The sequence below is a fragment of the Arthrobacter sp. MPF02 genome, from assembly GCF_046605375.1.
In the GTDB taxonomy this organism is placed as follows: Bacteria; Actinomycetota; Actinomycetes; order Actinomycetales; family Micrococcaceae; genus Arthrobacter.
The window spans coordinates 2,632,578-2,654,318 of the sequence record NZ_CP176772.1; the positions used below are offsets into that span (position 1 = coordinate 2,632,578).

The following is a 21,741-nucleotide window of genomic DNA, read 5'->3' on the forward strand; positions in this document are numbered from 1 at the left end:
ACTACCGCTTTCCGCTGCCGGTGCAAACTATGCCTACCGTAACGGGTGGCGGTGACTGTTACGTTTCCTGCCGCCGACGTTACTAAGCATGCTGACCTTACCCCAGATAGTGGGTAAAGAATCAGCTATTACGCCAGCAGTGATCGGACCGCCGGAACAGATATCCGACGCCGACCTCCCGGCCCTTCCGTGCAGCGCCGCTCCCAGCGCGGCAATGGTGGCCCACCTGCCGTCGTGGTCGGTGTCCGGAGAAGGGAGGCGTTCGACGCCGGTAACGGCTTGGGCGAGCAGCGCGCCAATGATGCCGGCGAGGACGTCGCCGCTGCCGGCCGTGGCGAGCCAGGGGGTGCCGTCCGCCTGGCTGTAAACCTCGCCGGTGGGTGAGGCCACCAGCGTGGTGGCGCCCTTAACCAGGACGGTGGCCCCGGTTCGTTCGGCAGCGCGGCGGGCTGCGCCGAGCGTCGCGGCTTCCACCGCCTCCCGGTCTTCCGTCCCGCCGAGCCGCTGAAGGAGCGCGGCGAGTTCGCCGGCGTGCGGGGTGAGAACCACGTGTGCGGCCAGCCGGCCGGGGAGTGCGGGCAGCGCACCGGCATCGGCTATGGTGGGCAGCCCGGACCGGACGGCGTCCCGTGCCCGGGTGAGCTGGTCGTGGTCGTCGGGGCCCATGCCGGAGCCCACCAACCAGGCCTGCACCCGGTTGTCGGCCACGAAGCCGGTGCTGCAGACAACTTCCGGGCACGACTGCCGCACCAGGTCCGCCACCTCCGGCGGGCCGAGATACCGCACCATGCCTACCCCCGCAGCCAGGGCGCCGCGGCAAGCCAGGACTGCAGCGCCGGGATACTGCGTGGATCCGGCAATCACTCCCAGCACTCCGCGGGAGTACTTGTGGGCGCGCCGGGCGGGTCGCGGCAGCAGCGCGGCGAGGTCTTCCTCCTCAAGCCGGCGCAGGGCCGGGCGCGGAAAGTTGCCTTCGATGCCAATGGGCACCACATGGACCCGCCCGGCGAAGTCGGCGCCCGGGTCGGCCAGGAGCCCGCTCTTGGCCGCCCCGAAAGTGACGGTGAGGTCGGCGGCCAGGACGGGTGCAGCGGCTTCGCCGGTGTCCGCGTCCACGCCGCTGGGCAGGTCGCAGGCCACCACGAAACCTTGTTTGGACTCGCTCCGGGCTTCGGCGATGGCGTCGACCAGGGCAGCGGCGCTCCCCCGCAGCCCGCCCCTTGCCCCCGTCCCCAGCACGGCATCGATCACGACGTCGGCGCCGGCGGCTTCTGCTGCCAGCGCGCCGAGTGCCGCATCAGTCAGTTCCTGGACACGTCCGCCGGCGCGTTCAAAAGCAGCCAAAGCCTGCGGATGGGCGGCACCGGAGGTGAGGACCGCCGTCGTACGCATGCCCCGCGCCGCGAGGAATGCGCCGGCGTACAGGCCGTCACCGCCATTGTTGCCTTTCCCGGCGAGCACCATGACGCGGCAGCCGTAGAGGCGCCGGCGGCGGGAGCGAAGTTCGGTGATAATGGCGCTGGCCAGGCCGTGGGCCGCACGCTGCATCAGGACGTCGCCGAGCCCGGCGGCGAGAAGTGGCTCCTCGGCTGCCCTGACCTGCGTGCCGGTGTACGCGCTGATCATCTGGGAAGGTCCTCGCGGGCCGGGTCAGCCCTCAGCCAGGACCGTGGCGGTGGCGATCCCGCCGTCGTGGCTGATTGACAGGTGCCAACGCTTCACGCCCTTGGACTCCGCGACGGCCAGCACAGTCCCCTTGACCTGGACAGTGGGACCGTTCTGGTCGAGGCCGATCCAGCAGTCCTGCCAGTTCATGCCTGCCGGCGCACCCAGGACCTTGGCCACCGCTTCCTTGGCCGCGAACCTGGCGGCCAGCGAGCGGGTGTTCAGTTCCCGTTCGGCAGGAACAAACAGCCGGTCCCGGAGACCGGGCGTGCGCTCAAGCTGGCGGCCGAACCGTTCAATGTCAACAACATCTACCCCAATGCCTACGATCATGGCACTACTCTACGGTGGCCCTCCGACGTTCCCTGCCCTCACACGGTGCCGGCTGGAATGCGTCATTTTTGCGTCGGCTGCCCGGGAGGAACCGCATGTTTCCACGAACCTTGCCGTTGGAGGAGGACAAAAGTGACGCAAACAGGATGTTTTAAGCGCGGGAACCCCGGGCTATTAGGCCCGGGGTTCCCGACTCTGCGAACTTATTCGACTGTGACGCTCTTTGCGAGGTTGCGGGGCTGGTCCACGTCGTAGCCCTTGGCTGCTGCGAGTTCGGCGGCGAAGATCTGCAGCGGGACGGTGGTCAGCAGCGGCATCAGCAGGGTGGGGGTTTCCGGGACATAGAAGACGTGCTCGGCGTAGGCCTTGACCGCTTCGTCGCCTTCTTCTGCGATGACCAGGGTGCGGGCGCCGCGGGCGCGGATTTCCTGGATGTTGCTGATCACCTTGGCGTGCAGCGATTCGCGGCCGCGCGGGGACGGGACGATCACGAACACGGGCTGGCCCTCGTCGATCAGGGCGATCGGGCCGTGCTTGAGCTCGCCGGCTGCAAAACCCTCGGCATGGATGTACGCGATCTCCTTCAGCTTCAAAGCGCCCTCAAGGGCCACGGGGTAGCCGACGTGCCGGCCCAGGAACAGCACCGACTTCTCATCCGCCATGGACCGGGCAAGTTCGCGCAGCGGGCCGGCGTTGTCCAGGATCTTCTGGATCTTCTGTGGGATCTTGTTCAGGTCCGCCAGCACGTCCCTGATCTGGCCGGAGAAAATGTTGCCGCGCAGCTGTGCCAGATACATTCCCAGCAGGTACGCGGCGGTGATCTGGGCCAAAAACGCCTTGGTGGAGGCCACCGCGATCTCCGGGCCGGCGTGCGTGTACAGCACGGCGTCGGACTCGCGCGGGATGGTGGAGCCGTTGGTGTTGCAGATCGAGATGGTCTTCGCGCCCTGCTCCCGGGCGTACCGGACCGCCATCAGGGTGTCCATGGTCTCACCGGACTGGGAGATGGACACAACCAGGGTGTTCTGGTCCAGGATCGGGTCACGGTAGCGGAACTCGTGCGCCAGCTCCACCTCGGTGGGAATCCGGCACCAGTTCTCGATCGCGTACTTGGCAACCGTGCCCGCATAGGCGGCGGTGCCGCAGGCCAGCACGATGATCTTGTTGACCTTCTTCAAAAGCTCCGGATCGATCCGCAGCTCATCCAGGGTCAGCTTGCCCTCCAGGTCCGAACGGCCCAGCAGGGTCTGCGCCACGGCGTCGGGCTGGTCATGGATCTCCTTCTCCATGAACGAGGAGAACCCGCCCTTTTCCGCAGAGGCAGGGTCCCAGTCCACGTGGTATTCCTTGCCCTCGGCAGGGTTGCCGTAAAAATCGGTGATCTCCACCGTGTCCGCGGTGATCGTGACAATCTGGTCCTGGCCCAGCTCCACAGCACGGCGGGTGTAGTCAATAAACCCGGACACATCCGAGCCCAGGAAGTTCTCCCCCTCGCCCAGGCCAACCACCAGCGGCGAGTTCCGGCGCGCGGCGACCACAACATCGGGCTGGTCAGCGTGCACGGCAAGGAGGGTGAACGCTCCCTCGAGCCGCTGGCAGGCGAGCTCCATCGCCCGGGTTAGGCCGCCGTCGGACGTGTCCCCGCCCAGCTTGTTCCGGAAAATGTCCGCCAGAAGCGCCGCGGCAACCTCGGTGTCCGTCTCGGACAGGAACTCCACGCCCTTGTCCAGCAGCTCAAGCTTCAGCTCGGCAAAGTTCTCGATGATGCCGTTATGAATCACGGCGAGCCTGCCGCCGTCGGCCAGGTGCGGATGCGCGTTCCGGTCCGTCGGACCCCCGTGCGTGGCCCAGCGCGTATGCCCGATCCCGGTCACGGTCTCCGGCAGCGGCCGTGCCTCCAGCTCGGCCACCAGGTTGCTCAGCTTTCCGGACTTCTTCCGCGCCTCAATGCTCCCCTGGGACACCACCGCCACTCCTGCGGAGTCGTAGCCCCGGTACTCCAGGCGGCGCAGCCCCTCAAGGACAACATCCAAAGCACTGTGACTTCCACCGTTGCCAGAACGGCCCACATAACCCACGATTCCACACATAGCCCCAAGACTATCGGCTGGAAGGTGCTACCTCTAAACTGTGGGACAGCCGCGCCGGCCTGCTGTGGCGGTACCCACAACAGGGCTCCATTTCGCTATGCGCGGGGCGAGGGGCAAAATCTCTAACGTGACTTTGCAACGCAACGAGGCGAACGGAGAGGGTGTTTCCCCGTTCGTGGAGCTGGACCGGCAGACCTGGTCCCGGCTCGCAGACGAGATGGAACAGCCTCTGAATCAAGAGGACATCATCCGTCTCCGCGGCCTGGGCGATCCCCTGGACCTGAAGGAGGTCCGGGAAGTTTACCTGCCGCTGTCCCGGCTGCTGCACCTCTATGTCGAGGCGGCCGGCCAGCTGCATGCCGCCACCACCACCTTTTTGGGTGAACACACCCAGCGCACCCCGTTTGTGATCGGCGTGGCCGGGTCCGTCGCGGTGGGCAAGTCGACCATTGCCCGCGTGCTGCGGGAGATGCTGCGCCGCTGGCCGGGCACCCCGAACGTGGAGCTCATCACCACCGACGGCTTCCTCTATCCCCTGGCGGAGCTGAAGCGCCGCCAGCTGCTGGACCGCAAGGGTTTCCCGGAGTCCTACGACCGCCGCGCCCTTCTGAGGTTCGTGAGCGAGATCAAGAGCGGCGCCGAAGAAGTCCGTGCCCCTTGGTATTCGCACGTCACCTACGACATCGTGCCGGGCAAGGAAGTGGTGGTCCGCCGGCCGGATGTCCTGATTGTGGAAGGCCTGAACGTGCTGGCGCCTGCGCGGCCGCGGCATGACGGCCGGCAGGGCCTGGCGCTGAGCGACTTCTTCGACTTCTCCATCTATGTGGATGCCAAGACGGCCTACATTGAGGAGTGGTACGTGGACCGGTTCCGGAAGCTGCGGAGTACCGCGTTCGCGCAGCCGGAGTCCTACTTCCACCGGTACGCCAGCCTGTCCGACGAGGAAGCGGAGACCACGGCCCGGGACATCTGGAAACGGATCAACGAGCCCAACCTGGAGGAAAACGTCCTTCCCACCCGGGGCCGCGCGCAGCTGGTGCTCACCAAAGAGGCGGACCACACCATCCGTCGCATGCTGCTGCGGAAGGTGTAGCACAGGTGTGCTACGACTGTTCGTCCTCCTCGGGCCCTGCTGATCCCAGCCGCCGCAGCTTCGCCCGTTTCCTCGCAGCGGGCGCCGGGCTGACCGTACTCACTGCCTGCACGCCTGAGGCACCCAGGGCGGCGGCGCCGTCGTCGGCCCCTTCTTCGGCGTCCCCCTCCCCCGCTGCAGCCACCGCACCGGCAACCCCGACGGCGGGAGCCACCACGGCGCCTCCGGCACCTTCCGAACCGGCGCCGCCGCCGTCGCCCTCACCGTCCGCCGCGCTGCCGCGGCAGTTATCGCTGACCGACCCGGCCAGCCCGTGGCTCATCGTCAACAAGCATCACCCCCTGGTCCCGGCAGCGTACGCGCCGGCAGACCTGGTGCGCCCCGCCGTCGCGATGACCGTTTCCGGTGAGGCGGCGCTGCTGAACAGCACGACGGCGGGCGCGGCCGAGGCGATGTTCGCGGCGGCCGCGCGGGACGGCGTGTCCATGGTGCTGGCCAGCGGCTACCGCTCGTACGGCACGCAGGCCGCCACGTACAACGGGTACGTCGCCGCACGGGGCCAGGCCGACGCCGATACCGCCAGCGCGCGCCCGGGCTATTCCGAGCACCAGACGGGGTGGGCGTTCGACATCGCGGACGGCGGCGGCGTGTGCGGCTTCCAGCCGTGCTTCGCGGACCAGCCGGCGGCGGTGTGGGCAGAAGTGAACGGGCACCGGTTCGGGTTCGTGGTGCGGTACCCGTGGATGTTCCATTCAATCACCGGCTATTACTACGAGCCGTGGCACCTGCGGTACATCGGGGTGGAGGCCGCGACGGACATGGTGAACCGCGGGATCTTCACTTTTGAGGAATACTTTGGGGTGGGGCCGGCTCCGGGGTACCTGTGATGCGATGGGCTAGCGTGGTGTCCATGCTGACTGGATTCAAGAACTTCATCATGAAAGGCAACGTGGTTGACCTTGCCGTCGCCGTTGTCATTGGTACTGCCTTCGGTTCCGTGGTGACGGCACTGGTGAATAAGGTGCTGATGCCGTTTGTGGCCGCTGTGGTGGGATCGCCAAACTTTGACAGCTTCGCCCGGGTGGACCTGAACGGCAACGCCATCGAGTTCGGTGTGCTGCTCACGGCCATCGTTAATTTCCTTCTGATCTCAGCCGCCATCTATTTTGTGGTGGTGATGCCGATGAACCTGATGATCGAGCGCCGGAACCGGCGGTTGGGAATCGGCCAGGACGTGAAGAAGGAGTCTGCCGAGGATCCGCAGATTGCCCTCCTCACCGAGATCCGGGATGCGCTGAAGAGCCGGTCTTCCTGAACCCTTGTTTGTAGAACTGCCGCGGCTCGCTTCCAGGGTGGGAAGCGGGCCGCAGTTATCGCGTTTGTGTTATTTAATTCTGCAGCGCGTGCCCTGAAAAAGCCGAGCCGTCAGTTGGAACACGCTGAGCTTTGCCGTATCCGAAAATTATGTATCCGGAGAGCATTGAGGCGCCGAATCCCACAAGCGGAGCTGACGACTCTAAGCAGATAACGATACCCAAGTGAAGCCCCGCACCGACGAGGAAAGCCAGTTTCCGCAGACGAGCAAGCCAAAGCGCCACTGACAGGAAAGCCTCCGCGAGGATGCTGAGCGCCGCGGTGACAGGGAGCAAGTGATCGCTAATAGGAACCCAAGGCTGCAAATACGTGCCAATGACTTCTCCTGACAAGTACTGTGGGTTTATTTTTGATACCGCCGTCCACGCATAAAGCGACGATATTAACACCTTTATCAGGAAGGCCGGCCAGTACGGGACTAAGTCCCTCCTCCTCGTAAACGGAAGCCGCCACACCCGGTGGGCACCGCTCAAACTAATCCATGTAGTCATCAAAAAAAGCAGCACCAGATGATTGCTATATGTCTGCTGGTCTGACAGGAGAACAGTGCCAGTCGTACAGGCGACGATGATGGCTGGAATTCGACCGCTGAATCCCACTGCCATAGCCAGCGAGGCTGTCAGAGAGAGCGCGACCAACGCGTATGTGAAGGTCGGGTCCACCGGAGGCCAACCCGTAACAACCGGCATAGTAAGAAAATTTCCCGATGAGGCCCTCAGAAGCGTGCGGCCCCACTCAAAAGTGAACCCAACGGCCACCAGTCCCGTTATGATCCTGGCTGCCGCTAAAGGCCGCGGATCGACCTTAGCCGTCAGAATTTGGAGCATTCTGTTTCCACCTCATAGGCGGGGTGTTGACGGCTCAGGTGTACTACAACAACTTCGGATTCCCGGCTGCAGATGAATCGAGTGATGGCAGAGAAGTAGCTAAGCTCTGGACGGAACCCAGAAGCAATGCTGCCAATAGGTCTTTCTTGTCGAGATCCGTCGGTCATTAGGACCTCGACACGCGGCAGGTCGACCGCGGCTGCATACATATGCCAACCCAACTTTGATGGACGCGGATCATCTAAAGCCCACAGTGGCACAAAAGCCATCAGCAGGATTCCGGATACAACCGTGCCCCCTCTACGCACAAGTGTGCGCCTATTTAATACCTCCACAGCTCCGGCAAGAATTTGAACTTTTGTTTGTCGCCCCATGCAGTGATGCTAACTGAACACCCGAGACTTCAGTCCACAAGTTGCACCAACTCATTCAGAGACAAGTTCTAAAGCGAGCTCGGTGCGGACCACCTGGGCGAGGTGCTCGGCGATGGATTGTGCGGTCTCTTCGTCCGCCGCCTCCACCATGACGCGGACCACCGGTTCGGTGCCGGAGGGGCGGAGCAGGACGCGGCCTGTCTCGCCCAGGGCGGCCTCAGCTGCTGCCACGGCCTGGGTAAGGACGTCACTGCTGCCCACTCGGGTCCGGTCCACACCCTTGACGTTGATGAGGACCTGAGGAAGCTTGGTCATCACGGTGGCCAGTTCCTTGAGGGGCTTTTTGGTCAGGGCAACCTGCGCGGCAAGCTGCAGGCCGGTGAGTAGGCCGTCGCCGGTGGTGGCGTAGTCGGAGAAGATGACGTGGCCGGACTGTTCGCCGCCCAGGTTGAAGCCGCCGTCGCGCATTTCCTCCAGCACGTACCGGTCCCCCACCGCAGTTTCGCGGATGCTGATGCCAGCGTTGCGGAGGGCGATCTTCAGGCCGAGGTTGCTCATGACGGTGGCCACCAGGACGTCGTCCTTGAGCTTGCCGGACTTCTTTAGGGCGAGGGCGAGGATGGCCATGATCTGGTCACCGTCCACCTCGTTGCCCTCGTGGTCGACAGCGAGGCAGCGGTCAGCGTCACCGTCATGGGCGATACCGAGGTCCGCGCCGTACTTGACAACCGCTTCCTTCAGCGGGCCGAGGTGGGTCGAGCCGACGCCGTCGTTAATGTTCAGGCCGTCGGGTTCGGCGCCGATGACGATGACGTTGGCTCCGGCGTCCTTGAAGACCTGGGGCGAACAGCCGCTGGCCGCACCGTGGGCACAGTCCAGGACAACGGTGAGCCCTTCGAGGTTGTGCGGCAGGGTGCCCAGGAGGTGGACGACGTAGCGGTCCTCGGCGTCGGAAAACCGCTGGATGCGTCCGACGTCTGCGCCGGTGGGGCGCACAGCTTCCTTGCCCATCTGGGCTTCGATGGCGTCTTCGACGTCGTCGGGGAGCTTCTGGCCGCCGCGGGCGAAGAACTTGATGCCGTTGTCCGGCGCCGGGTTGTGGGAGGCGGAGATCATAACGCCGAAGTCCGCGTCCAGGTCCGCAACCAGGTAGGCCGCCGCGGGCGTGGGGAGAACGCCGGCGTCATAGACGTCCACTCCGGAGCTGGACAGCCCGGCCTCCACTGCCGCGGCGATAAATTCGCCGCTGGCACGCGGGTCCCGGGCCACCACGGCGCGCGGCCGGGAGCCGTTGGAGTTGCGGTCATGGCCAAGCACGACGGCGGCCGCCTGGGCCAGCTGCATGGCGAGCTCCGCTGTCAGCAGGCCGTTGGCCAGCCCCCGGACACCATCAGTTCCAAATAATCTAGGCACCGGACAAGTCTAGAGGATGGGGGTGGCGGGGCTTGAAACGGCTGGTCGAGAGTTGCACCAGCTCCTCCGCTTCCTCCCTGGACTGTACACCGACCGGGGCATCGACAGCCGGGCAAGCGCTTTGAAGATCGACGTCGTCCTTGCCGAAGTGCCCATCACGGGGTTGCCAACGTCAGGCGCGCATACGGCAACTGGAAAAGCCCGCACCTGCAACAATGGGAAGCCGCCCTTCATCCATATGCAATTCGCCCGATGCAGCAGTTCTCCTACAGCACTGGTAAAGATGCCTCGACGCTGATTTCACTCCACTCGTAATGCGCATACTGGCGGACGGTCTCAAGGTATACGGGTTTGGCCAGAGGAAAACTCCAGAGCCCTTTGTCAACGCTTGTTCACTATTCACCTATGTTGAAGGCCTTGGGCAGTCATCTGCCAGCCCTGAGACGTTGCTGGAGGAACGGACCGACCCGAGAACACTTCGAGGTAACACTCGCCTTGTGCTGATGATGCGTAATACAGTCGAAGCTGCACGCGGTGATGACGGTTGGGCGAACTTTTCTGCCGTCAGAAGCCAAATAGGAAATCAGGCATCACTAGACCCCCGCAATTATGGACACAGGAAACTGAACGATCTTTTCGAGACGACAGGGCTGTTTGACGTCAGGCGAAAAAACCAGAGATTACTCGTTCGCGATAAGCGCTCCGGAGCAAGAGGCACTCCCGTAGTTAGCTGATGAGCAGAGACCACCATGCCCTCGCATCCTGGACTAGGCGCCGCTTACGGCATTCAGCAAGGTAGCAGGCATGCGATCAGATCGTCATCCCATCCCCACAATGTCTGTTCCCAATAACACAGCAGCCCGCCCCACCAATGGCGGGACGGGCTTCTGTGCAAGCCAAATTTAGCGCTTGGAGTACTGCTGGGCCTTGCGGGCCTTCTTGAGACCGGCCTTCTTACGCTCGATGACGCGGGCGTCGCGGGACAGGTAACCGGCCTTCTTCAGGGTGGCGCGGTTGTTCTCTACGTCGATTTCGTTCAGCGAACGGGCGATGCCGAGGCGCAGTGCACCGGCCTGGCCGGAGATGCCGCCGCCGTGGATGCGGGCGATGACGTCGTAGGCGCCTTCAAGATCGAGGATCTTGAAGGGCTCGTTGACGTCCTGCTGGTGCAGCTTGTTCGGGAAGTAGTTCGCCAGCTCGCGGCCGTTGATGGTCCACTTGCCGGTGCCGGGCACAACGCGGACGCGGGCAACGGCTTCCTTGCGGCGGCCAACAGCTGCGCCGGCAACGGTAAGCGCCGGGCGCTCCTTCTTGGGAGCAGCTTCGACAGAAGAGCTCTCAGAGGTGTAGCTGGTCAGGTTTTCCTCGGCCTCAACGGCCTCGGTGGTCAGTTCTTCGTTCTGAGCCACGATTCTCCTTGGAATAAGTAAGTTGCTTGGTGGCCAGGACTACTGGGCGACCTGGGTGATTTCGAAAGTCTTGGGCTGCTGTGCGGCGTGCGGGTGCTCAGCACCGCGGTACACCTTCAGCTTGCTCAGCTGCTGGGCAGCCAGGGAGTTCTTGGGGAGCATGCCCTTGATGGCCTTTTCCACGGCGCGGACCGGGTTGGACTCGAGCAGCTCCGCGTAGTTGACGGAGGTCAGGCCGCCCGGGTAGCCGGAGTGGCGGTAGGCGCGCTTCTGGTCCAGCTTGGAGCCGGTCAGGGCAACCTTTTCAGCGTTGATGATGATGACGAAGTCGCCCATGTCCATGTGGGATGCAAAGGTGGCCTTGTGCTTGCCGCGCAGCAGGATTGCGGTCTGGCTTGCAAGACGGCCAAGGACAACGTCGGTGGCGTCAATGACGTGCCACTGGCGGTTGATATCGCCGGGCTTCGGGGTGTACGTACGCACGGTGTTTGCCTCGTTCTTGTTCTGGCGTTCTTGTTTAGGCGCCACACGAAAGTGGACGCCTACTATCTGCGCGTTACCGGAGCAGAGGTGAGGACTCTATGTACCAGTCATCCTGGAGTTCCGAATGTGACCACCGAGTAGTTATCCTGCAACCGGATTCTCAAGTGGGCACGCGCCATCGGAATAGGACACGCACAACGACTACCAAGATTAGCGCGATAAGGGCTTCAGGGTCAAAATGGGGTAGCCGGCGCTGGGCGCGACACTCTTAGGCCGGGCCGATCAGCAAGGAGCCTTTATGTCCGTCGTGTCTTCAGCAGCAGTGCCGACTATGCCCTGGGCCGCCGTGGTGGGACTGCTGTGCGCGGTTTTGTGCCCGGCGGCCGAACTGCTGATCGCACGTTTTCTTCCCCGCCTTGGCACAGCCACGAGCGCCGGCGCAAGTATCACGACGTCCGCTATCACCGGGATCCTTTGCACAGTTATGACGGTGCGCGTTGGGTTCGAGGCCGCTTTGCCGGCATTTCTGGCGCTTTGCGTGCTGGCCGTCCAACTGGCACGGATTGACCTCGCCATGCATTTGCTGCCCAATCCCCTGGTGGTGGCACTGCTCGGCGCCGGTACTGTGCTCCTCTCCTTAGACAGCGCCCTATCACAGGACTGGTCCTCGATGGCGCGGGCAAGTGCCAGTGCGGCCGCGTTGTTCTTCGTCTACCTTGTTCTCGCCGTCATTTCACCCAGCGGCATAGGGATGGGCGACGTGAAGCTCGCCGCGCCGCTGGGCATGTATCTCGGATACATGGGTTGGAGCCAAGTGTTCTATGGCGGTGCTCTTGGCTTCGTACTCGGCGGCTTAGTTTCCGCCGGACTGGTAGCTGCAAAAGTGGTCAAGAAGAACGCTGAGATCGCTTTCGGCCCGTCAATGCTCGCGGCCGCACTTGGAACGATCCTGACCTCTTGGTGATTACTGTTGCCCGCGGGGTTCTATGCGACTCGCACCACTGCTGGCCACGCCGCAAGATGGCACCTTTCAGCTTGGTGTCCAAGGTTGACGCTGGAGATTCGCAAGAAATACGCAGGGTGCTAAATGTTCGCTCAAGAAGATCCCAAGGTTGTGTTCTGGCCGATATTGGCGGGTTAGCGTTGTTGCAGAGCTGGTGCAGGGCCAGCCACTTCATGAATTAGGAGTAACAATGCTTTCTCTTATCGCCACCCTTCACACCGCCGGCTTCCACCTCAAGAACCGCCTGGAAAACGAAAAGGGCGCAACAGCTGTTGAATACGGGTTGCTCGTGGCATTGATCGCCGCTGTGATTATCGGACTCGTTGTCCTCCTCGGCAATGAAATCAACGCCGGTTTCAAGGCAATCACTGACAAGCTGCCCGGCGCCCCTGCGACCTAAACCCAGTGTTTCTGCGCACAGGGCCGGAGGCGGAGTGAAGCCTAACTTTGCCTCCGGCCATGTGGACCCAGCTCGATCGATCTCCGTTTGGCAAATAAAACTGAGGTTCCAAATGAATAATCATGGAAGCCCGCGGAGCTTCAAAGTATCAAACGATGGCATCGGTTGTGCTGGTGACAAAGGCGCAGTGGCCGTTGAGTTTGCATTGGTACTGCCTATCTTTCTGATTCTTGTTCTTGGGATCTTCGAATTCGGCAGGGCACTCAACATACAGGTCTCGCTGTCGGAAGCTGCCCGCGAATCGACCCGCTACGTTGCCGTACACCATGGTGATGCCGGTTTCAGTGTGGGAGCTGCACAGTCTGCCGGCGTCGCCGCTGCTCCTTCTGTCCCCCTGAAAACCAGCGACGTGACTATCTCCTACTCCAGCGGGTCCGCCTGCGCCACGGGCGTCAACGTCATCAGTACCGTCCGTTATTCAGCGGGCTTTATGACTGGCCTGGAAAAGCTCATTGGGGTGTCACAGCCCTTCACCATAGCGGGCAAGGGGGTCATGCGATGCGGCGGCTGAACCTGCAGTGTGGCCTGAAGAGTGAGCGTGGCGTCATCGCCCCACTCACGGCAATTCTCATGGTTGCCGTCTTGGGCATGGCAGCCTTCGCCGTGGACACAGCAAGGATGTATTCAGAGCACGCGCAACTGCAAAATGCTGCAGATGCCTCAGCTTTGGCGATTGCTGAGTCCTGCGCCGGGGGCCTCCACTTGGCAACGTGCCAAAAAGACCTTGCCAATGCCAACGACCTGGCAAGTGCCAACGCACTAGACGGTGCCACGGAAGTAGTCAAGTCGAAGGTAGTGAGCGGGAAGGCCGGCGGTACTGTCGACGTTGAAGTGCAATCCAAAGAGGCTTCGGGTCACAAGAAGTTCCCGCTGATTTTTGGCCCAGTATTGGGCATTGATATCGTCGACATACGGGCGACCGCACAGGCCAAATTTTCAGGATACTCGCGGGCGCATGTGATGCCACTCACCTTTTCCCAATGCGAGTCCGACCCGGGCCTGACCAAGCCTCTTCAATTCTTTCAGGTTCATGGCAATGCAACCAAATCGGCATGCACCTCAAAATCTTCCGGGTCGGAAATTCCTGGAGGCTTCGGCTGGCTTAGGCATGACACTATTAACGGAAACTGCAGTCTCGATATCCGTGTAACCACGGAATATCCTGGTGACAATTCAAACTCAATTCCGAACGACTGCAAAACGCAGTTCGATAAATTTCAAGCGCAACTTGCAGCCGGAATACCTGTGGAAGTTTTGGTACCCATCTTCGACAAGAAATCAGGCGCCGGGTCCGAACACTTTTTCCACGTTGAAGCTTTCGCGCAGATTTCCCTGCGCGGCTGGAGGTTTCCGGACAGTACATACTTAACGCCTGACGCCCAAGCATTGAGCAACAGCCTGAATCACAACCACTCACATGCTGGCCTCTACGCCAAATACGTGAAGAAGATTTCGCTAGCTGAAGCGGCCGTATTGGGCGGGCCCGCAACCTACCAAGCTTTAGGCATACGACTCAGCGGCTAATCCGCAAATGCATCGCAACTCCAAGGAACAAGGAGAACGTCAACGTGAAAAGCCGTTTGCTGGGAGGCATTGTGGCGGTCGTGCTGGCCCTGGTCGGCACCTTACTGCTCGTCTCATATGTCCAGGCAGCAGAAGCAAGAGCCCAGCAGGGCCTGCAACCAGTTGAGGTACTGGTAGCCCGGGAACTTATACCACAGGGAGCTGACCTGGAAGCGGTCAGGTCCGCCACCAAAGTCGCTTCCCTTCCAGCTGCATCAGTTCCACAAGGAGCCCTCAAACACCTTGACGGCCTGGACGGCAAAGTAACAGCCGCGGACATCCTCCCTGGAGAACCTCTTCTCGAAGGCCGATTGGCCAACCCGGACAGCTTATCCGGTCCCGGCGCTGTCCCCATTCCGGAGGGCATGCAGGAAATTTCCGTCCAACTGGACGGATCACGTGTAGTAGGCGGGCGCATCAACCCGGGTGAAACCGCGGGAATCGTGGCCCTGTTCGAAAGCGGCGCGGTCAAGACCACTCCCGAGGTTGCGTCTGCCCAGCAAATTTTCCACAAGGTCCTCATCACCAGCGTCCAACGCGCCGCGGGGTCAGCCTCCGCAACAGAAGGATCGGCAGAACAAGCCAACACGCAGCTGCCTGAGGGGCAACTAATAGTCACTTTCGCCCTTAGTGAGGAAGATGCAGTGAAGCTCGCCTTCAGCGCCCAGTTCGGAAGCCTTTGGCTCACTAAAGAACCTTCCACAGCAACCGACGCCGGTCCGATCGTCGTTACAAAGCCGGGGCTGTACCGATGAGCAGATTTGTGCTGATCACCCCCGATACGGAGTTCGAGCATCGGGCCAGGCAAGCCGCATCGAGGTTGCGCGGCACCTTCCAGTCTGTCGCAACGGAGCACCTGCCGCCGGGTCCCGACCATCTACTCAAGGCGGTAAGCGGCGACCCCGTTGAGGTGATCCTTTTCGGGCCCCAGCTGGATGTTGAGGCCGCGATCCGGCTTGCCAGTCTATTCGACCTCGAATACCCCGAAATCAGCGTTGTCCTGGTTACGGACCGAGGGGAGGCTGTGGCCCTGCCGGCCATGCGCGCCGGTATCAGGGACCTGCTCCCCCCACAGTCGGATGTGGACGCCATACAGGCGATGCTGGAACGTGCAAGCCTTGCCGCTGCGGGCCGGCGGCGCGGGCTCGGCACTGCGGTACCAGGCCTGTCGCGCCAAGGCAGGGTGATCTCGGTGATGTCACCCAAAGGGGGGGTAGGTAAAACGACCGTCACCACGAACCTTGCCGTAGGACTGGGCAAGGATGCTCCTGCGGGGGTTGTCGTAGTGGACCTTGACCTGCAGTTTGGCGACGTGGCCTCCGGGCTTCTGCTCGACCCGGAGAAGACGCTAGCCGATGCGGTGGTAGGAGCCGCGGTCCAGGACTCCGTGGTTTTGAAGTCCTACCTCTCATTGCACTCCTCGGGAATTTATGCCCTGTGCGCTCCTCCGCTTCCTACCGCTGCTGATCGCATTTCCGGAGAACAGATCGGGCGTCTGCTAAGCCAGTTGGCCAACGAGTTCCAATACGTTGTCGTAGATACTGCGCCGGGCCTCGATGAGCATGTGCTTGCCACGCTGGAGCATGCTACTGATGCTGTGTGGGTTTGCGGTATGGATATTCCGAGCATTCGCGGCCTCCGCAACAGCTTGGACGTCCTTGCAGAGATTGATCTCGTTCCCGAGAGACGCCATGTTGTGCTTAACATGGCGGACCGCGGTACCGGGCTGAGCGTGCAGGACATAGAGGCAACCATCCGCTGTCCCGTGGACGTGATCCTGCCGCGATCGAGGGCGGTGCCGTTCTCCACTAACAAGGGCGTTCCGCTGCTGCAGGACGGTACGAAGGATGCTGCAACAAAGGGACTGCGCCAATTGGTTGCCCGGTTTGGTCCTGACTGGGAGTCCCGCCCCACCAGGAAACTTCACAGAAGGGCAGTGCTCTAATGAACCTCTCACAGCGCCTGGAAGCTCGTCGCGGCGCCGTCCCCGCAGACGGAACACCGGAACCTGCGGACAGCCCTTGGACTGCCCCTCCCGCAGTCGCCATATCCCCTTCTCTTGTTCCCCCGGAAACTTCAACGCGGGAGACTGACCCCGGCGAAGCGCTGAACACCATCAAGGAACGCGCTGCCGCCACACTCTACGAACGAATGGGCACCAGGATCACGGACACCTCCCTGGACGAAGGTGAACTGCAGAACTACGTTAGGGCGGAATTGCAGAACATCGTCGACGAGGACGAGATTCCCCTCACCGCCCATGAACGGCACCGGCTTGTACAGGAAATTGTTGACGACGTCCTCGGCAACGGGCCACTCCAGAAATTTTTGAACGAAGCAGCCGTGACTGAAATCATGGTCAACGGCCCGGACAGGGTATACGTCGAACGTGGCGGTACGCTGTTCCTGACCGGAGCACGGTTCAATTCCGAGGAACATCTGCGCCGGATCATCGAACGCATCGTTACCAAAGTGGGGCGCCGCATTGACGAATCCTCGCCAATGGTGGACGCGCGCCTGCTCGACGGATCGCGTGTCAATGCCGTCATCCCGCCGCTCGCTGTCAATGGCGCGTCCTTGACCATACGCAAGTTCAGCAAGCAACCGCTGACAGTCGAGAAGCTTATTGGCTTCGGTTCCCTTACGTCCGAGATGGCAGACCTTCTCCGGGCGTGTGTCCAGGCACGGCTCAACATCCTCGTCTCCGGCGGAACCGGCACAGGCAAAACAACCTTGCTCAACGCGCTTTCATCCTTCATCCCGGCTGATGAACGAATCGTCACCATCGAGGATGCAGTGGAACTGCAACTTCAACAGGAGCACGTGGTGCGGCTGGAAAGCCGCCCCCGCAACATCGAAGGTAAGGGCGAGATCGGCATCCGGGACTTGGTCCGCAACTCGCTCCGCATGAGGCCGGACCGAATCGTCATCGGCGAAGTCCGTAGCGGAGAAGCGCTGGACATGCTGCAGGCAATGAACACCGGACACGACGGATCAATCTCCTCACTTCATGCCAATTCTCCGCGTGATGCTATCGCCCGACTGGAGACGTTGGTATTGATGGCCGGAATGGATTTGCCGTTGCGCGCAATCCGTGAGCAGATCGCATCTGCTGTCGATCTCATCGTGCATGTATCCCGGCTCCGAGATGGAAGCCGCAGGGTCACCCACGTTACTGAAGTACAGGGAATGGAGGGTGATATTGTCACGCTCCAGGACGCGTTCGTTTTCGACTACAGCGCCGGTCAGGATTCCGAGGGAAAATTCCTGGGTCGGCCCATGCCAACGGGAATCAGGCCACGCTTCGCGGAACGCTTTGCCGAACTTGGCATCGAAGTACCGCCCGCAGTCTTCGGTCTCCCGCATCTCGGAGGCGGATACCGGTGAGTGCCTCGCATCCCCTCTTTTTTGCCCTCGGCGTCGGTATGTGCCTTGCGGCCATCGGCCTTGTCCTGTTCACCACAATCTGGTCCGGTGCCCGCGGTATCGCCGCATCGCGCAGGCGGCCCGGGACGGACAAGCAGGAATCGCTGCTTACACGGATGACCGATTCCGCCGTGAATTTTGTCGATGTGAAGGTGGGCAAAAAGGCTTCTTTCGGCTCTCAGGAGTCACTGGAACAGGCCGGTCTGCGCCTGCGCCAGGCTGATTTCATCCTGTTGGTATGTTGCGCGGGTGTTGTCACCGGCCTCACCGGCCTGTTGCTTGGCGGACTTGGGCTGGGCCTGCTGTTCCTCGTTCTGGCCCCGTTAGCCGCGATGGTGCTCGTCAAGGTCCTTACCGACAGGCGCCGCGCCAAGTTCGCGGACCAACTGGGCGACACCCTGCAGGTGCTGGCAGGAGGCCTGCGGGCAGGACACAGCCTTCTACGCTCGATCGACGCGGTCGCTGCTGACGCGGAAGCACCAACGTCGGAAGAATTTGCCCGGATCATCGCTGAAACACGTCTCGGCCGGGACTTGAAGGATTCAATGGTGGATGCCGGCCAGCGTTTGAGAAGCGAAGATTTTGATTGGGTGGCCCAAGCCATCGAAATCCACCGGGAGGTAGGCGGCGACTTGGCTGAGGTCCTTGACCAGGTAGGTGCCACTATCCGGGAACGGTCCGAAATCAAGGGCCAGGTAAAAGCCCTGAGTGCAGAAGGAAAAATGTCTGCTTATGTCCTTATCGGATTGCCTGTGGGCATGTTCGTTTTCATGAACGCCACCAGCCCAGCCTATATCGGCACTTTATACACCAACATCATCGGGTGGGCCATGCTCGGTGCAGCAGTAGTGATGATGGGCATCGGCTCCTGGTGGCTCAGCCGCGTCGTGAAAATCAAGTTCTAGGAGAGCTCCTATGAGTGCAATGGCATGGCTGTTGATCGCGCTTATCATCATCCCTGTTTCCGCCTTGGCGTGGGCGCTTATTGTGGTTGACAGGGGCGGATTGGCTGCTGTACGCAGCAACCTTGGCCGGGTGCGGGCTGTGAAAGCTGCCACTCCCGTAGCAGGCGTGGGAAGACTGCATAAACTTGGCGCGAGGCTGACTCCTACCGGTTATGCCGGGTGGCTTGACGAGCTGCTTGCAAAAGCAGGCCGTCCCACAAGGCTGCCACTTGAGCGGGTCCTGATTGCGAAGCCTGCGCTTGCCTTGATTGCAGGTCTCATCAGTGTTTTGCTGGCCACAAAGTCACCCACAGGCCTTCTGCTTCTCATCACCGTTGCCCTGCCCGTAGTGGCCTATTTCGTGCCGGACATCATTATTCATAGCCGGGCAGCGGAACGGCAAAAGGTTATCGAAGTGGAGCTTGCCAACACGCTCGATCAAATGCTTATTTCCGTTGAAGCCGGTTTAGGCTTTGAGGCCGCGCTAGCTCGCTCGGCGCGGAACGGCACGGGCCCACTGGCGGAAGAACTTGGCAGGACGCTTCAGGACCTGCAGGTCGGCCGCACCCGCAAGGAGGCCTACCTTGCACTGGCTCAGAGGTCGGATGTGCCCGACCTTCGCAACTTCGTTCGTGCTGTAGTCCAGGCCGATGCGTACGGCATCCCGTTGGCCGGAGTCCTGCACACACAAGCCAAGCAGATGCGGCTCAAGCGGCGCCAGCGAGCTGAGGAAAAAGCCATGAAACTGCCTATCAAGGTTCTGTTTCCCCTAATGTTCTGCATCCTGCCCGCCTTGTTTCTGGTCATCATGGGGCCTGCCGTTATCAATGTGATGGACAACCTCATAGGAACGATGTAAAGCATGAACACCTCACGACGCAGGATTGCCGCAGGCTTTGCGCAGAAAGCTTTGCCGGTCCCGCCCTCTTCCGGTTTGAGTAGTTAGCCTCATCCCATGTCCAGTAGCGAAGGCATGCGCGGAGGCGACCCAGGCTCTGACTACGCGAGCACTCCGGGCGAATGCGGCCAGGAACTTATGGCCCTAAGCGGGAGGATACAAAATCTTCCGTTACTGGACCTTGTTGTACTGCAGGACATGGAGATGGAGCAGGATGCCGGCGGCAGTGGAATAGCACGCACTTTCGTTGAGGACTTCATACGGATTTGGGACAAGCGGATTGGCTGCCTAACCCTTGCCCTGATGGACAACGATACGAAGAGCACGCACGACGCGGTACTCAGTCTCAAGAACTCAGCGCTAATGGTAGGTGCGCCACGACTGGCACGCTGGTCCCTGGAGCTGGAGCACATGTTAGGGCAAGGAAGTTTGGCGGCTATGCGGGCCCTTCTGCCTGACCTGAAGAAGGCAGGAGAGATGACGGTGGCTGCCCTAAAAAAGGATTACCTTCGCGACGAGACAGGATAAACTACGGCACTGCGGCATACGCAGGCGTTCATTCCCCCCTTGCTGGAGCCAGCCTGTATCCCACACCCCTGACCGTGATGAGCCACTGGGGATTTACAGGATCGTCGCCAAGCTTGCGGCGGATGTTACCAAGGTGCACCTCTACGGCACGTTGGTCCGCTTCACTTATATAAGATTCTTCACCGTCTTGCTCGCCACGGACGACCCGCACCAATTCCGCCCTTGTCCGCACCGCACCCCCCGCTCGAAATAGATCATGCAACAAGTCGAATTCGCTTCTCGTGAAAGCGACGTGCTTGCCCCGGAGTGTGGCTGTGCGCGAGTCGACCTGCAGTGTGAGGCCGTTGTGCTGAAGAATCTTACTTCGCTGTGCCGTTACGGTCCTTCGCGGCTCCGGGCTGTGGTGCAGCATGAGAGTGTCCGGCTCAGGCCAGCCGGATATTTCTCGTCGAGGGCGCCGCATCATGGCCACCACGCGGGCCCGGAGTTCCCGGGAACGGAAGGGCTTGGTCATATAGTCGTCCGCGCCGCCGTGAAGGGCTGTGATCGTGTCCAACTCATCGTTTCTGCCTGTGAGCATAACCACATAGGCATCACTGAACTGCCGGACTCTGCGAAGTACCTCGAAACCATCTATGTCCGGTAACCCAACGTCAAGGGTGACCAGGCTGGCATGGTGCGCACGGACTGCGTCAACACCCTGATGTCCCGTGGCCGCTGCATGGACCTCGAAACCGGCTTGTTGGAGAACAGCGACCAGAAGATTCCGGACGTCGTCATCATCCTCGACCACTACGGCCACGTTAGGATCGCGCACTTGTAACCCCATATCAGGTCGATCCGCCGTACCGCCCAGCGCGCCACGGAAAGAAAGACCAAACTACTTAGGTTTTATCACGCCCGCCACCCAACCTAAAGGCATTACGTGAAGCAGGTCAACGTCTGAGCGCCCGGGTGAGTTCGGCACGCGCCAGCAGCTCGCCGTCGGCCGGGTAGGCCACCTCCTCGAGGACCAGGGGATGCGGTGCCGCCAGCACCGACTTGGCGTCCCGCTTCTGCGCGAGAAGCCGCTCGTGCAGCCAGCCCGGTTCCACGACGCCCTCCCCCACATACAGTGCGGAGCCCACCAGGGCGCGGACCATATTGTGGCAAAAGGCATCAGCCTGGACGGTGGCGACAATAACCCCGTCCTCCCCGCGCGCGAACTCGAACCGCTGCAGGTCACGGATGGTGGTGGCGCCCTCCCGCGGCTTGCAGAAGGCCAGGAAGTTCTGCAGGCCCAGCAGCTGCGAGGCGCCCTCGTTCAGCAGGGAAACGTCCAGCGGGTTCTTGTGCCACAGGGTGAAGTAGCGCTCCAGCGGATCCCAGAGCGCGGGGCCGTCGGCGATTCGATAGCTGTAGCGGCGCCACAAGGCGGAGAAACGGGCGTCGAACCCCTCCGGCGCGAGGGCGATGCGGTGGACTTCCACGGCGCCGTGCAGGTCTCCGAGCACGCGGTTCAACGCCCCGCGGATCCTGCGCATCATGGCGACGGCGGGATCGAGTTCGTGCCCGCGGGCCAGTCCCAGCCACTCGGCTTCGGCCAGGTCCAGGTGCACCACCTGGCCGCGGGCGTGCACCCCTGCGTCCGTCCGGCCGGCAACAGTGACCCGCACGGGACGGCGGACCAGGAGTTCCAGTGCCTCCTCCAGGACGCCCTGGACCGTGCGCAGGCCAGGCTGCACCGCCCACCCGCTGAACGGGCCGCCGTCGTACGAAAGATCGACGCGGATACGCAAAAACCCGCCGCCCCCTGAAACGGGGGCAGCGGGTTTTTGGTGGTTCATAGACCCAAGTCTATGCGAAGCGGATCAGCGAA

Annotated in this window: 25 protein-coding genes; 15 read left to right on the top strand and 10 right to left on the bottom strand. The window is 61.8% G+C overall.

The genetic code is table 11. From position 1 onward, the window contains the following. Positions 1 to 33 precede the first annotated feature (33 nt). The 3 genes from ACLH0K_RS12325 to glmS all read right to left on the bottom strand — a co-directional run bounded on the left by ACLH0K_RS12325 (position 34) and on the right by glmS (position 4,088). Complete coding sequence (locus ACLH0K_RS12325; RefSeq protein WP_411373881.1) at positions 34 to 1,626, bottom strand: NAD(P)H-hydrate dehydratase; 1,593 nt, start codon at positions 1,624 to 1,626, stop codon at positions 34 to 36. A gap of 24 nt (positions 1,627 to 1,650) precedes the next feature. After that, a complete protein-coding gene (locus tag ACLH0K_RS12330; RefSeq protein WP_138136235.1) occupies positions 1,651 to 1,998 on the bottom strand; it encodes a holo-ACP synthase in 348 nt (115 codons plus the stop codon). Positions 1,999 to 2,201: 203 nt separating this feature from the next. Then, the gene (gene glmS / locus ACLH0K_RS12335; protein WP_411373882.1) at positions 2,202 to 4,088 is read right to left on the bottom strand and encodes a glutamine--fructose-6-phosphate transaminase (isomerizing); all 1,887 of its coding nucleotides are present in this window, start codon (positions 4,086 to 4,088) and stop codon (positions 2,202 to 2,204) included. 97 nt (positions 4,089 to 4,185) lie between these two features. Here glmS and coaA point away from each other — a divergent pair, with 97 nt between their 5' ends. From coaA to mscL, 3 genes are read left to right on the top strand one after another with little or no spacing between them, the layout of a single operon-like run. Further along, a complete protein-coding gene (coaA, locus tag ACLH0K_RS12340) occupies positions 4,186 to 5,181 on the top strand; it encodes a type I pantothenate kinase (RefSeq protein ID WP_411373883.1) in 996 nt (331 codons plus the stop codon). 5 nt (positions 5,182 to 5,186) lie between these two features. Next, positions 5,187 to 6,068 (top strand): D-alanyl-D-alanine carboxypeptidase family protein, encoded by an 882-nt coding sequence (locus tag ACLH0K_RS12345; RefSeq protein ID WP_411373884.1) that lies wholly within the window; start codon positions 5,187 to 5,189, stop codon positions 6,066 to 6,068. A 23-nt stretch (positions 6,069 to 6,091) separates the two neighbouring features. Further along, positions 6,092 to 6,496, top strand: a complete 405-nt coding sequence (mscL, locus tag ACLH0K_RS12350) for a large conductance mechanosensitive channel protein MscL (RefSeq protein WP_411373885.1) — start codon at positions 6,092 to 6,094, stop codon at positions 6,494 to 6,496. A gap of 73 nt (positions 6,497 to 6,569) precedes the next feature. On the opposite strand, the gene ACLH0K_RS12355 is transcribed toward mscL, so the two are convergent. Genes ACLH0K_RS12355 through glmM form a run of 3 tightly spaced genes read right to left on the bottom strand, consistent with a single transcriptional unit; the run spans position 6,570 to position 9,169 of the window. Beyond that, a complete protein-coding gene (locus ACLH0K_RS12355; protein ID WP_411373886.1) occupies positions 6,570 to 7,382 on the bottom strand; it encodes an HTTM domain-containing protein in 813 nt (270 codons plus the stop codon). Further along, complete coding sequence (locus ACLH0K_RS12360) at positions 7,367 to 7,756, bottom strand: hypothetical protein (protein ID WP_411373887.1); 390 nt, start codon at positions 7,754 to 7,756, stop codon at positions 7,367 to 7,369. Before ACLH0K_RS12360 ends, ACLH0K_RS12355 begins: the two co-directional genes overlap by 16 nt. Positions 7,757 to 7,807: 51 nt before the next feature. Then, positions 7,808 to 9,169 carry a phosphoglucosamine mutase gene (gene glmM, locus ACLH0K_RS12365; protein WP_411373888.1) on the bottom strand — a complete coding sequence of 454 codons (1,362 nt, stop codon included), beginning with the start codon at positions 9,167 to 9,169 and terminating at the stop codon, positions 7,808 to 7,810. Between the two features lie 207 nt (positions 9,170 to 9,376). Between glmM and ACLH0K_RS12370 the strand changes: the two genes are divergently transcribed. Then, entirely contained in the window at positions 9,377 to 9,484 is a 108-nt protein-coding gene (locus ACLH0K_RS12370; RefSeq protein WP_411376476.1) for a hypothetical protein, read from the top strand. Further along, positions 9,484 to 9,903: an OST-HTH/LOTUS domain-containing protein gene (locus ACLH0K_RS12375; RefSeq protein ID WP_411373890.1), complete on the top strand. Its 420-nt coding sequence runs from the start codon at positions 9,484 to 9,486 to the stop codon at positions 9,901 to 9,903. Before ACLH0K_RS12370 ends, ACLH0K_RS12375 begins: the two co-directional genes overlap by 1 nt. Before the next feature lie 168 nt (positions 9,904 to 10,071). Here ACLH0K_RS12375 and rpsI read toward each other — a convergent pair whose 3' ends face one another. Both rpsI and rplM read right to left on the bottom strand, forming a co-directional pair. Further along, positions 10,072 to 10,578 (bottom strand): 30S ribosomal protein S9, encoded by a 507-nt coding sequence (rpsI, locus tag ACLH0K_RS12380; protein WP_411373892.1) that lies wholly within the window; start codon positions 10,576 to 10,578, stop codon positions 10,072 to 10,074. Positions 10,579 to 10,617: 39 nt separating this feature from the next. Then, positions 10,618 to 11,061, bottom strand: coding sequence for a 50S ribosomal protein L13 (gene rplM, locus ACLH0K_RS12385; RefSeq protein ID WP_411373893.1), 444 nt, complete (start codon positions 11,059 to 11,061; stop codon positions 10,618 to 10,620). A 298-nt stretch (positions 11,062 to 11,359) separates the two neighbouring features. Here rplM and ACLH0K_RS12390 point away from each other — a divergent pair, with 298 nt between their 5' ends. From ACLH0K_RS12390 to ACLH0K_RS12435, 10 genes are all read left to right on the top strand, one after another. Beyond that, positions 11,360 to 12,025 carry a prepilin peptidase gene (locus tag ACLH0K_RS12390; RefSeq protein WP_411373894.1) on the top strand — a complete coding sequence of 222 codons (666 nt, stop codon included), beginning with the start codon at positions 11,360 to 11,362 and terminating at the stop codon, positions 12,023 to 12,025. Between the two features lie 229 nt (positions 12,026 to 12,254). Continuing rightward, positions 12,255 to 12,464: a Flp family type IVb pilin gene (locus tag ACLH0K_RS12395; protein WP_411373895.1), complete on the top strand. Its 210-nt coding sequence runs from the start codon at positions 12,255 to 12,257 to the stop codon at positions 12,462 to 12,464. A 112-nt stretch (positions 12,465 to 12,576) separates the two neighbouring features. Next, on the top strand, positions 12,577 to 13,035 hold the full coding sequence (locus ACLH0K_RS12400; RefSeq protein ID WP_411373896.1) for a TadE/TadG family type IV pilus assembly protein: 459 nt from the start codon (positions 12,577 to 12,579) through the stop codon (positions 13,033 to 13,035). Continuing rightward, the gene (locus tag ACLH0K_RS12405; RefSeq protein ID WP_411373897.1) at positions 13,023 to 14,048 is read left to right on the top strand and encodes a pilus assembly protein TadG-related protein; all 1,026 of its coding nucleotides are present in this window, start codon (positions 13,023 to 13,025) and stop codon (positions 14,046 to 14,048) included. The genes ACLH0K_RS12400 and ACLH0K_RS12405 overlap by 13 nt, the downstream gene beginning before the upstream one ends. A gap of 44 nt (positions 14,049 to 14,092) precedes the next feature. Further along, positions 14,093 to 14,842, top strand: coding sequence for a Flp pilus assembly protein CpaB (gene cpaB, locus ACLH0K_RS12410; RefSeq protein ID WP_411373898.1), 750 nt, complete (start codon positions 14,093 to 14,095; stop codon positions 14,840 to 14,842). After that, a complete protein-coding gene (locus tag ACLH0K_RS12415; protein ID WP_411373899.1) occupies positions 14,839 to 16,032 on the top strand; it encodes a CpaE family protein in 1,194 nt (397 codons plus the stop codon). The genes cpaB and ACLH0K_RS12415 overlap by 4 nt, the downstream gene beginning before the upstream one ends. Beyond that, a complete protein-coding gene (locus ACLH0K_RS12420; RefSeq protein ID WP_411373900.1) occupies positions 16,032 to 17,474 on the top strand; it encodes a CpaF family protein in 1,443 nt (480 codons plus the stop codon). The genes ACLH0K_RS12415 and ACLH0K_RS12420 overlap by 1 nt, the downstream gene beginning before the upstream one ends. 155 nt (positions 17,475 to 17,629) lie before the next feature. After that, positions 17,630 to 18,418 (top strand): type II secretion system F family protein, encoded by a 789-nt coding sequence (locus ACLH0K_RS12425; protein WP_411373901.1) that lies wholly within the window; start codon positions 17,630 to 17,632, stop codon positions 18,416 to 18,418. 10 nt (positions 18,419 to 18,428) lie between these two features. After that, positions 18,429 to 19,316: a type II secretion system F family protein gene (locus tag ACLH0K_RS12430; protein WP_411373902.1), complete on the top strand. Its 888-nt coding sequence runs from the start codon at positions 18,429 to 18,431 to the stop codon at positions 19,314 to 19,316. Between the two features lie 243 nt (positions 19,317 to 19,559). After that, a complete protein-coding gene (locus tag ACLH0K_RS12435; RefSeq protein WP_411373903.1) occupies positions 19,560 to 19,883 on the top strand; it encodes an Hpt domain-containing protein in 324 nt (107 codons plus the stop codon). Positions 19,884 to 19,911: 28 nt separating this feature from the next. Here ACLH0K_RS12435 and ACLH0K_RS12440 read toward each other — a convergent pair whose 3' ends face one another. Both ACLH0K_RS12440 and ACLH0K_RS12445 read right to left on the bottom strand, forming a co-directional pair. After that, a complete protein-coding gene (locus tag ACLH0K_RS12440) occupies positions 19,912 to 20,700 on the bottom strand; it encodes a response regulator transcription factor (RefSeq protein WP_411373904.1) in 789 nt (262 codons plus the stop codon). A 118-nt stretch (positions 20,701 to 20,818) separates the two neighbouring features. Further along, a complete protein-coding gene (locus ACLH0K_RS12445; protein ID WP_411373905.1) occupies positions 20,819 to 21,709 on the bottom strand; it encodes a tRNA pseudouridine synthase A in 891 nt (296 codons plus the stop codon). Between the last annotated feature and the right edge of the window lie 32 nt (positions 21,710 to 21,741).

What these genes read in the sequence shown, in the direction of transcription:
- ACLH0K_RS12395 (WP_411373895.1), top strand. Translation starts at nt 12,255, where the DNA reads ATGCTTTCTCTTATCGCCACCCTTCACACCGCCGGCTTCCACCTCAAG.
- ACLH0K_RS12355 (WP_411373886.1), bottom strand. Translation starts at nt 7,382, where the DNA reads ATGCTCCAAATTCTGACGGCTAAGGTCGATCCGCGGCCTTTAGCGGCA.
- mscL (WP_411373885.1), top strand. Translation starts at nt 6,092, where the DNA reads ATGCTGACTGGATTCAAGAACTTCATCATGAAAGGCAACGTGGTTGAC.
- ACLH0K_RS12330 (WP_138136235.1), bottom strand. Translation starts at nt 1,998, where the DNA reads ATGATCGTAGGCATTGGGGTAGATGTTGTTGACATTGAACGGTTCGGC.
- coaA (WP_411373883.1), top strand. Translation starts at nt 4,186, where the DNA reads ATGCGCGGGGCGAGGGGCAAAATCTCTAACGTGACTTTGCAACGCAAC.
- glmS (WP_411373882.1), bottom strand. Translation starts at nt 4,088, where the DNA reads ATGTGTGGAATCGTGGGTTATGTGGGCCGTTCTGGCAACGGTGGAAGT.
- ACLH0K_RS12435 (WP_411373903.1), top strand. Translation starts at nt 19,560, where the DNA reads ATGGAGCAGGATGCCGGCGGCAGTGGAATAGCACGCACTTTCGTTGAG.
- ACLH0K_RS12400 (WP_411373896.1), top strand. Translation starts at nt 12,577, where the DNA reads ATGAATAATCATGGAAGCCCGCGGAGCTTCAAAGTATCAAACGATGGC.
- ACLH0K_RS12445 (WP_411373905.1), bottom strand. Translation starts at nt 21,709, where the DNA reads ATGAACCACCAAAAACCCGCTGCCCCCGTTTCAGGGGGCGGCGGGTTT.
- ACLH0K_RS12390 (WP_411373894.1), top strand. Translation starts at nt 11,360, where the DNA reads ATGTCCGTCGTGTCTTCAGCAGCAGTGCCGACTATGCCCTGGGCCGCC.
- ACLH0K_RS12430 (WP_411373902.1), top strand. Translation starts at nt 18,429, where the DNA reads ATGAGTGCAATGGCATGGCTGTTGATCGCGCTTATCATCATCCCTGTT.
- ACLH0K_RS12360 (WP_411373887.1), bottom strand. Translation starts at nt 7,756, where the DNA reads ATGGGGCGACAAACAAAAGTTCAAATTCTTGCCGGAGCTGTGGAGGTA.
- ACLH0K_RS12415 (WP_411373899.1), top strand. Translation starts at nt 14,839, where the DNA reads ATGAGCAGATTTGTGCTGATCACCCCCGATACGGAGTTCGAGCATCGG.
- ACLH0K_RS12375 (WP_411373890.1), top strand. Translation starts at nt 9,484, where the DNA reads ATGCGCATACTGGCGGACGGTCTCAAGGTATACGGGTTTGGCCAGAGG.
- ACLH0K_RS12420 (WP_411373900.1), top strand. Translation starts at nt 16,032, where the DNA reads ATGAACCTCTCACAGCGCCTGGAAGCTCGTCGCGGCGCCGTCCCCGCA.
- ACLH0K_RS12325 (WP_411373881.1), bottom strand. Translation starts at nt 1,626, where the DNA reads ATGATCAGCGCGTACACCGGCACGCAGGTCAGGGCAGCCGAGGAGCCA.
- ACLH0K_RS12425 (WP_411373901.1), top strand. Translation starts at nt 17,630, where the DNA reads ATGACCGATTCCGCCGTGAATTTTGTCGATGTGAAGGTGGGCAAAAAG.
- ACLH0K_RS12405 (WP_411373897.1), top strand. Translation starts at nt 13,023, where the DNA reads ATGCGGCGGCTGAACCTGCAGTGTGGCCTGAAGAGTGAGCGTGGCGTC.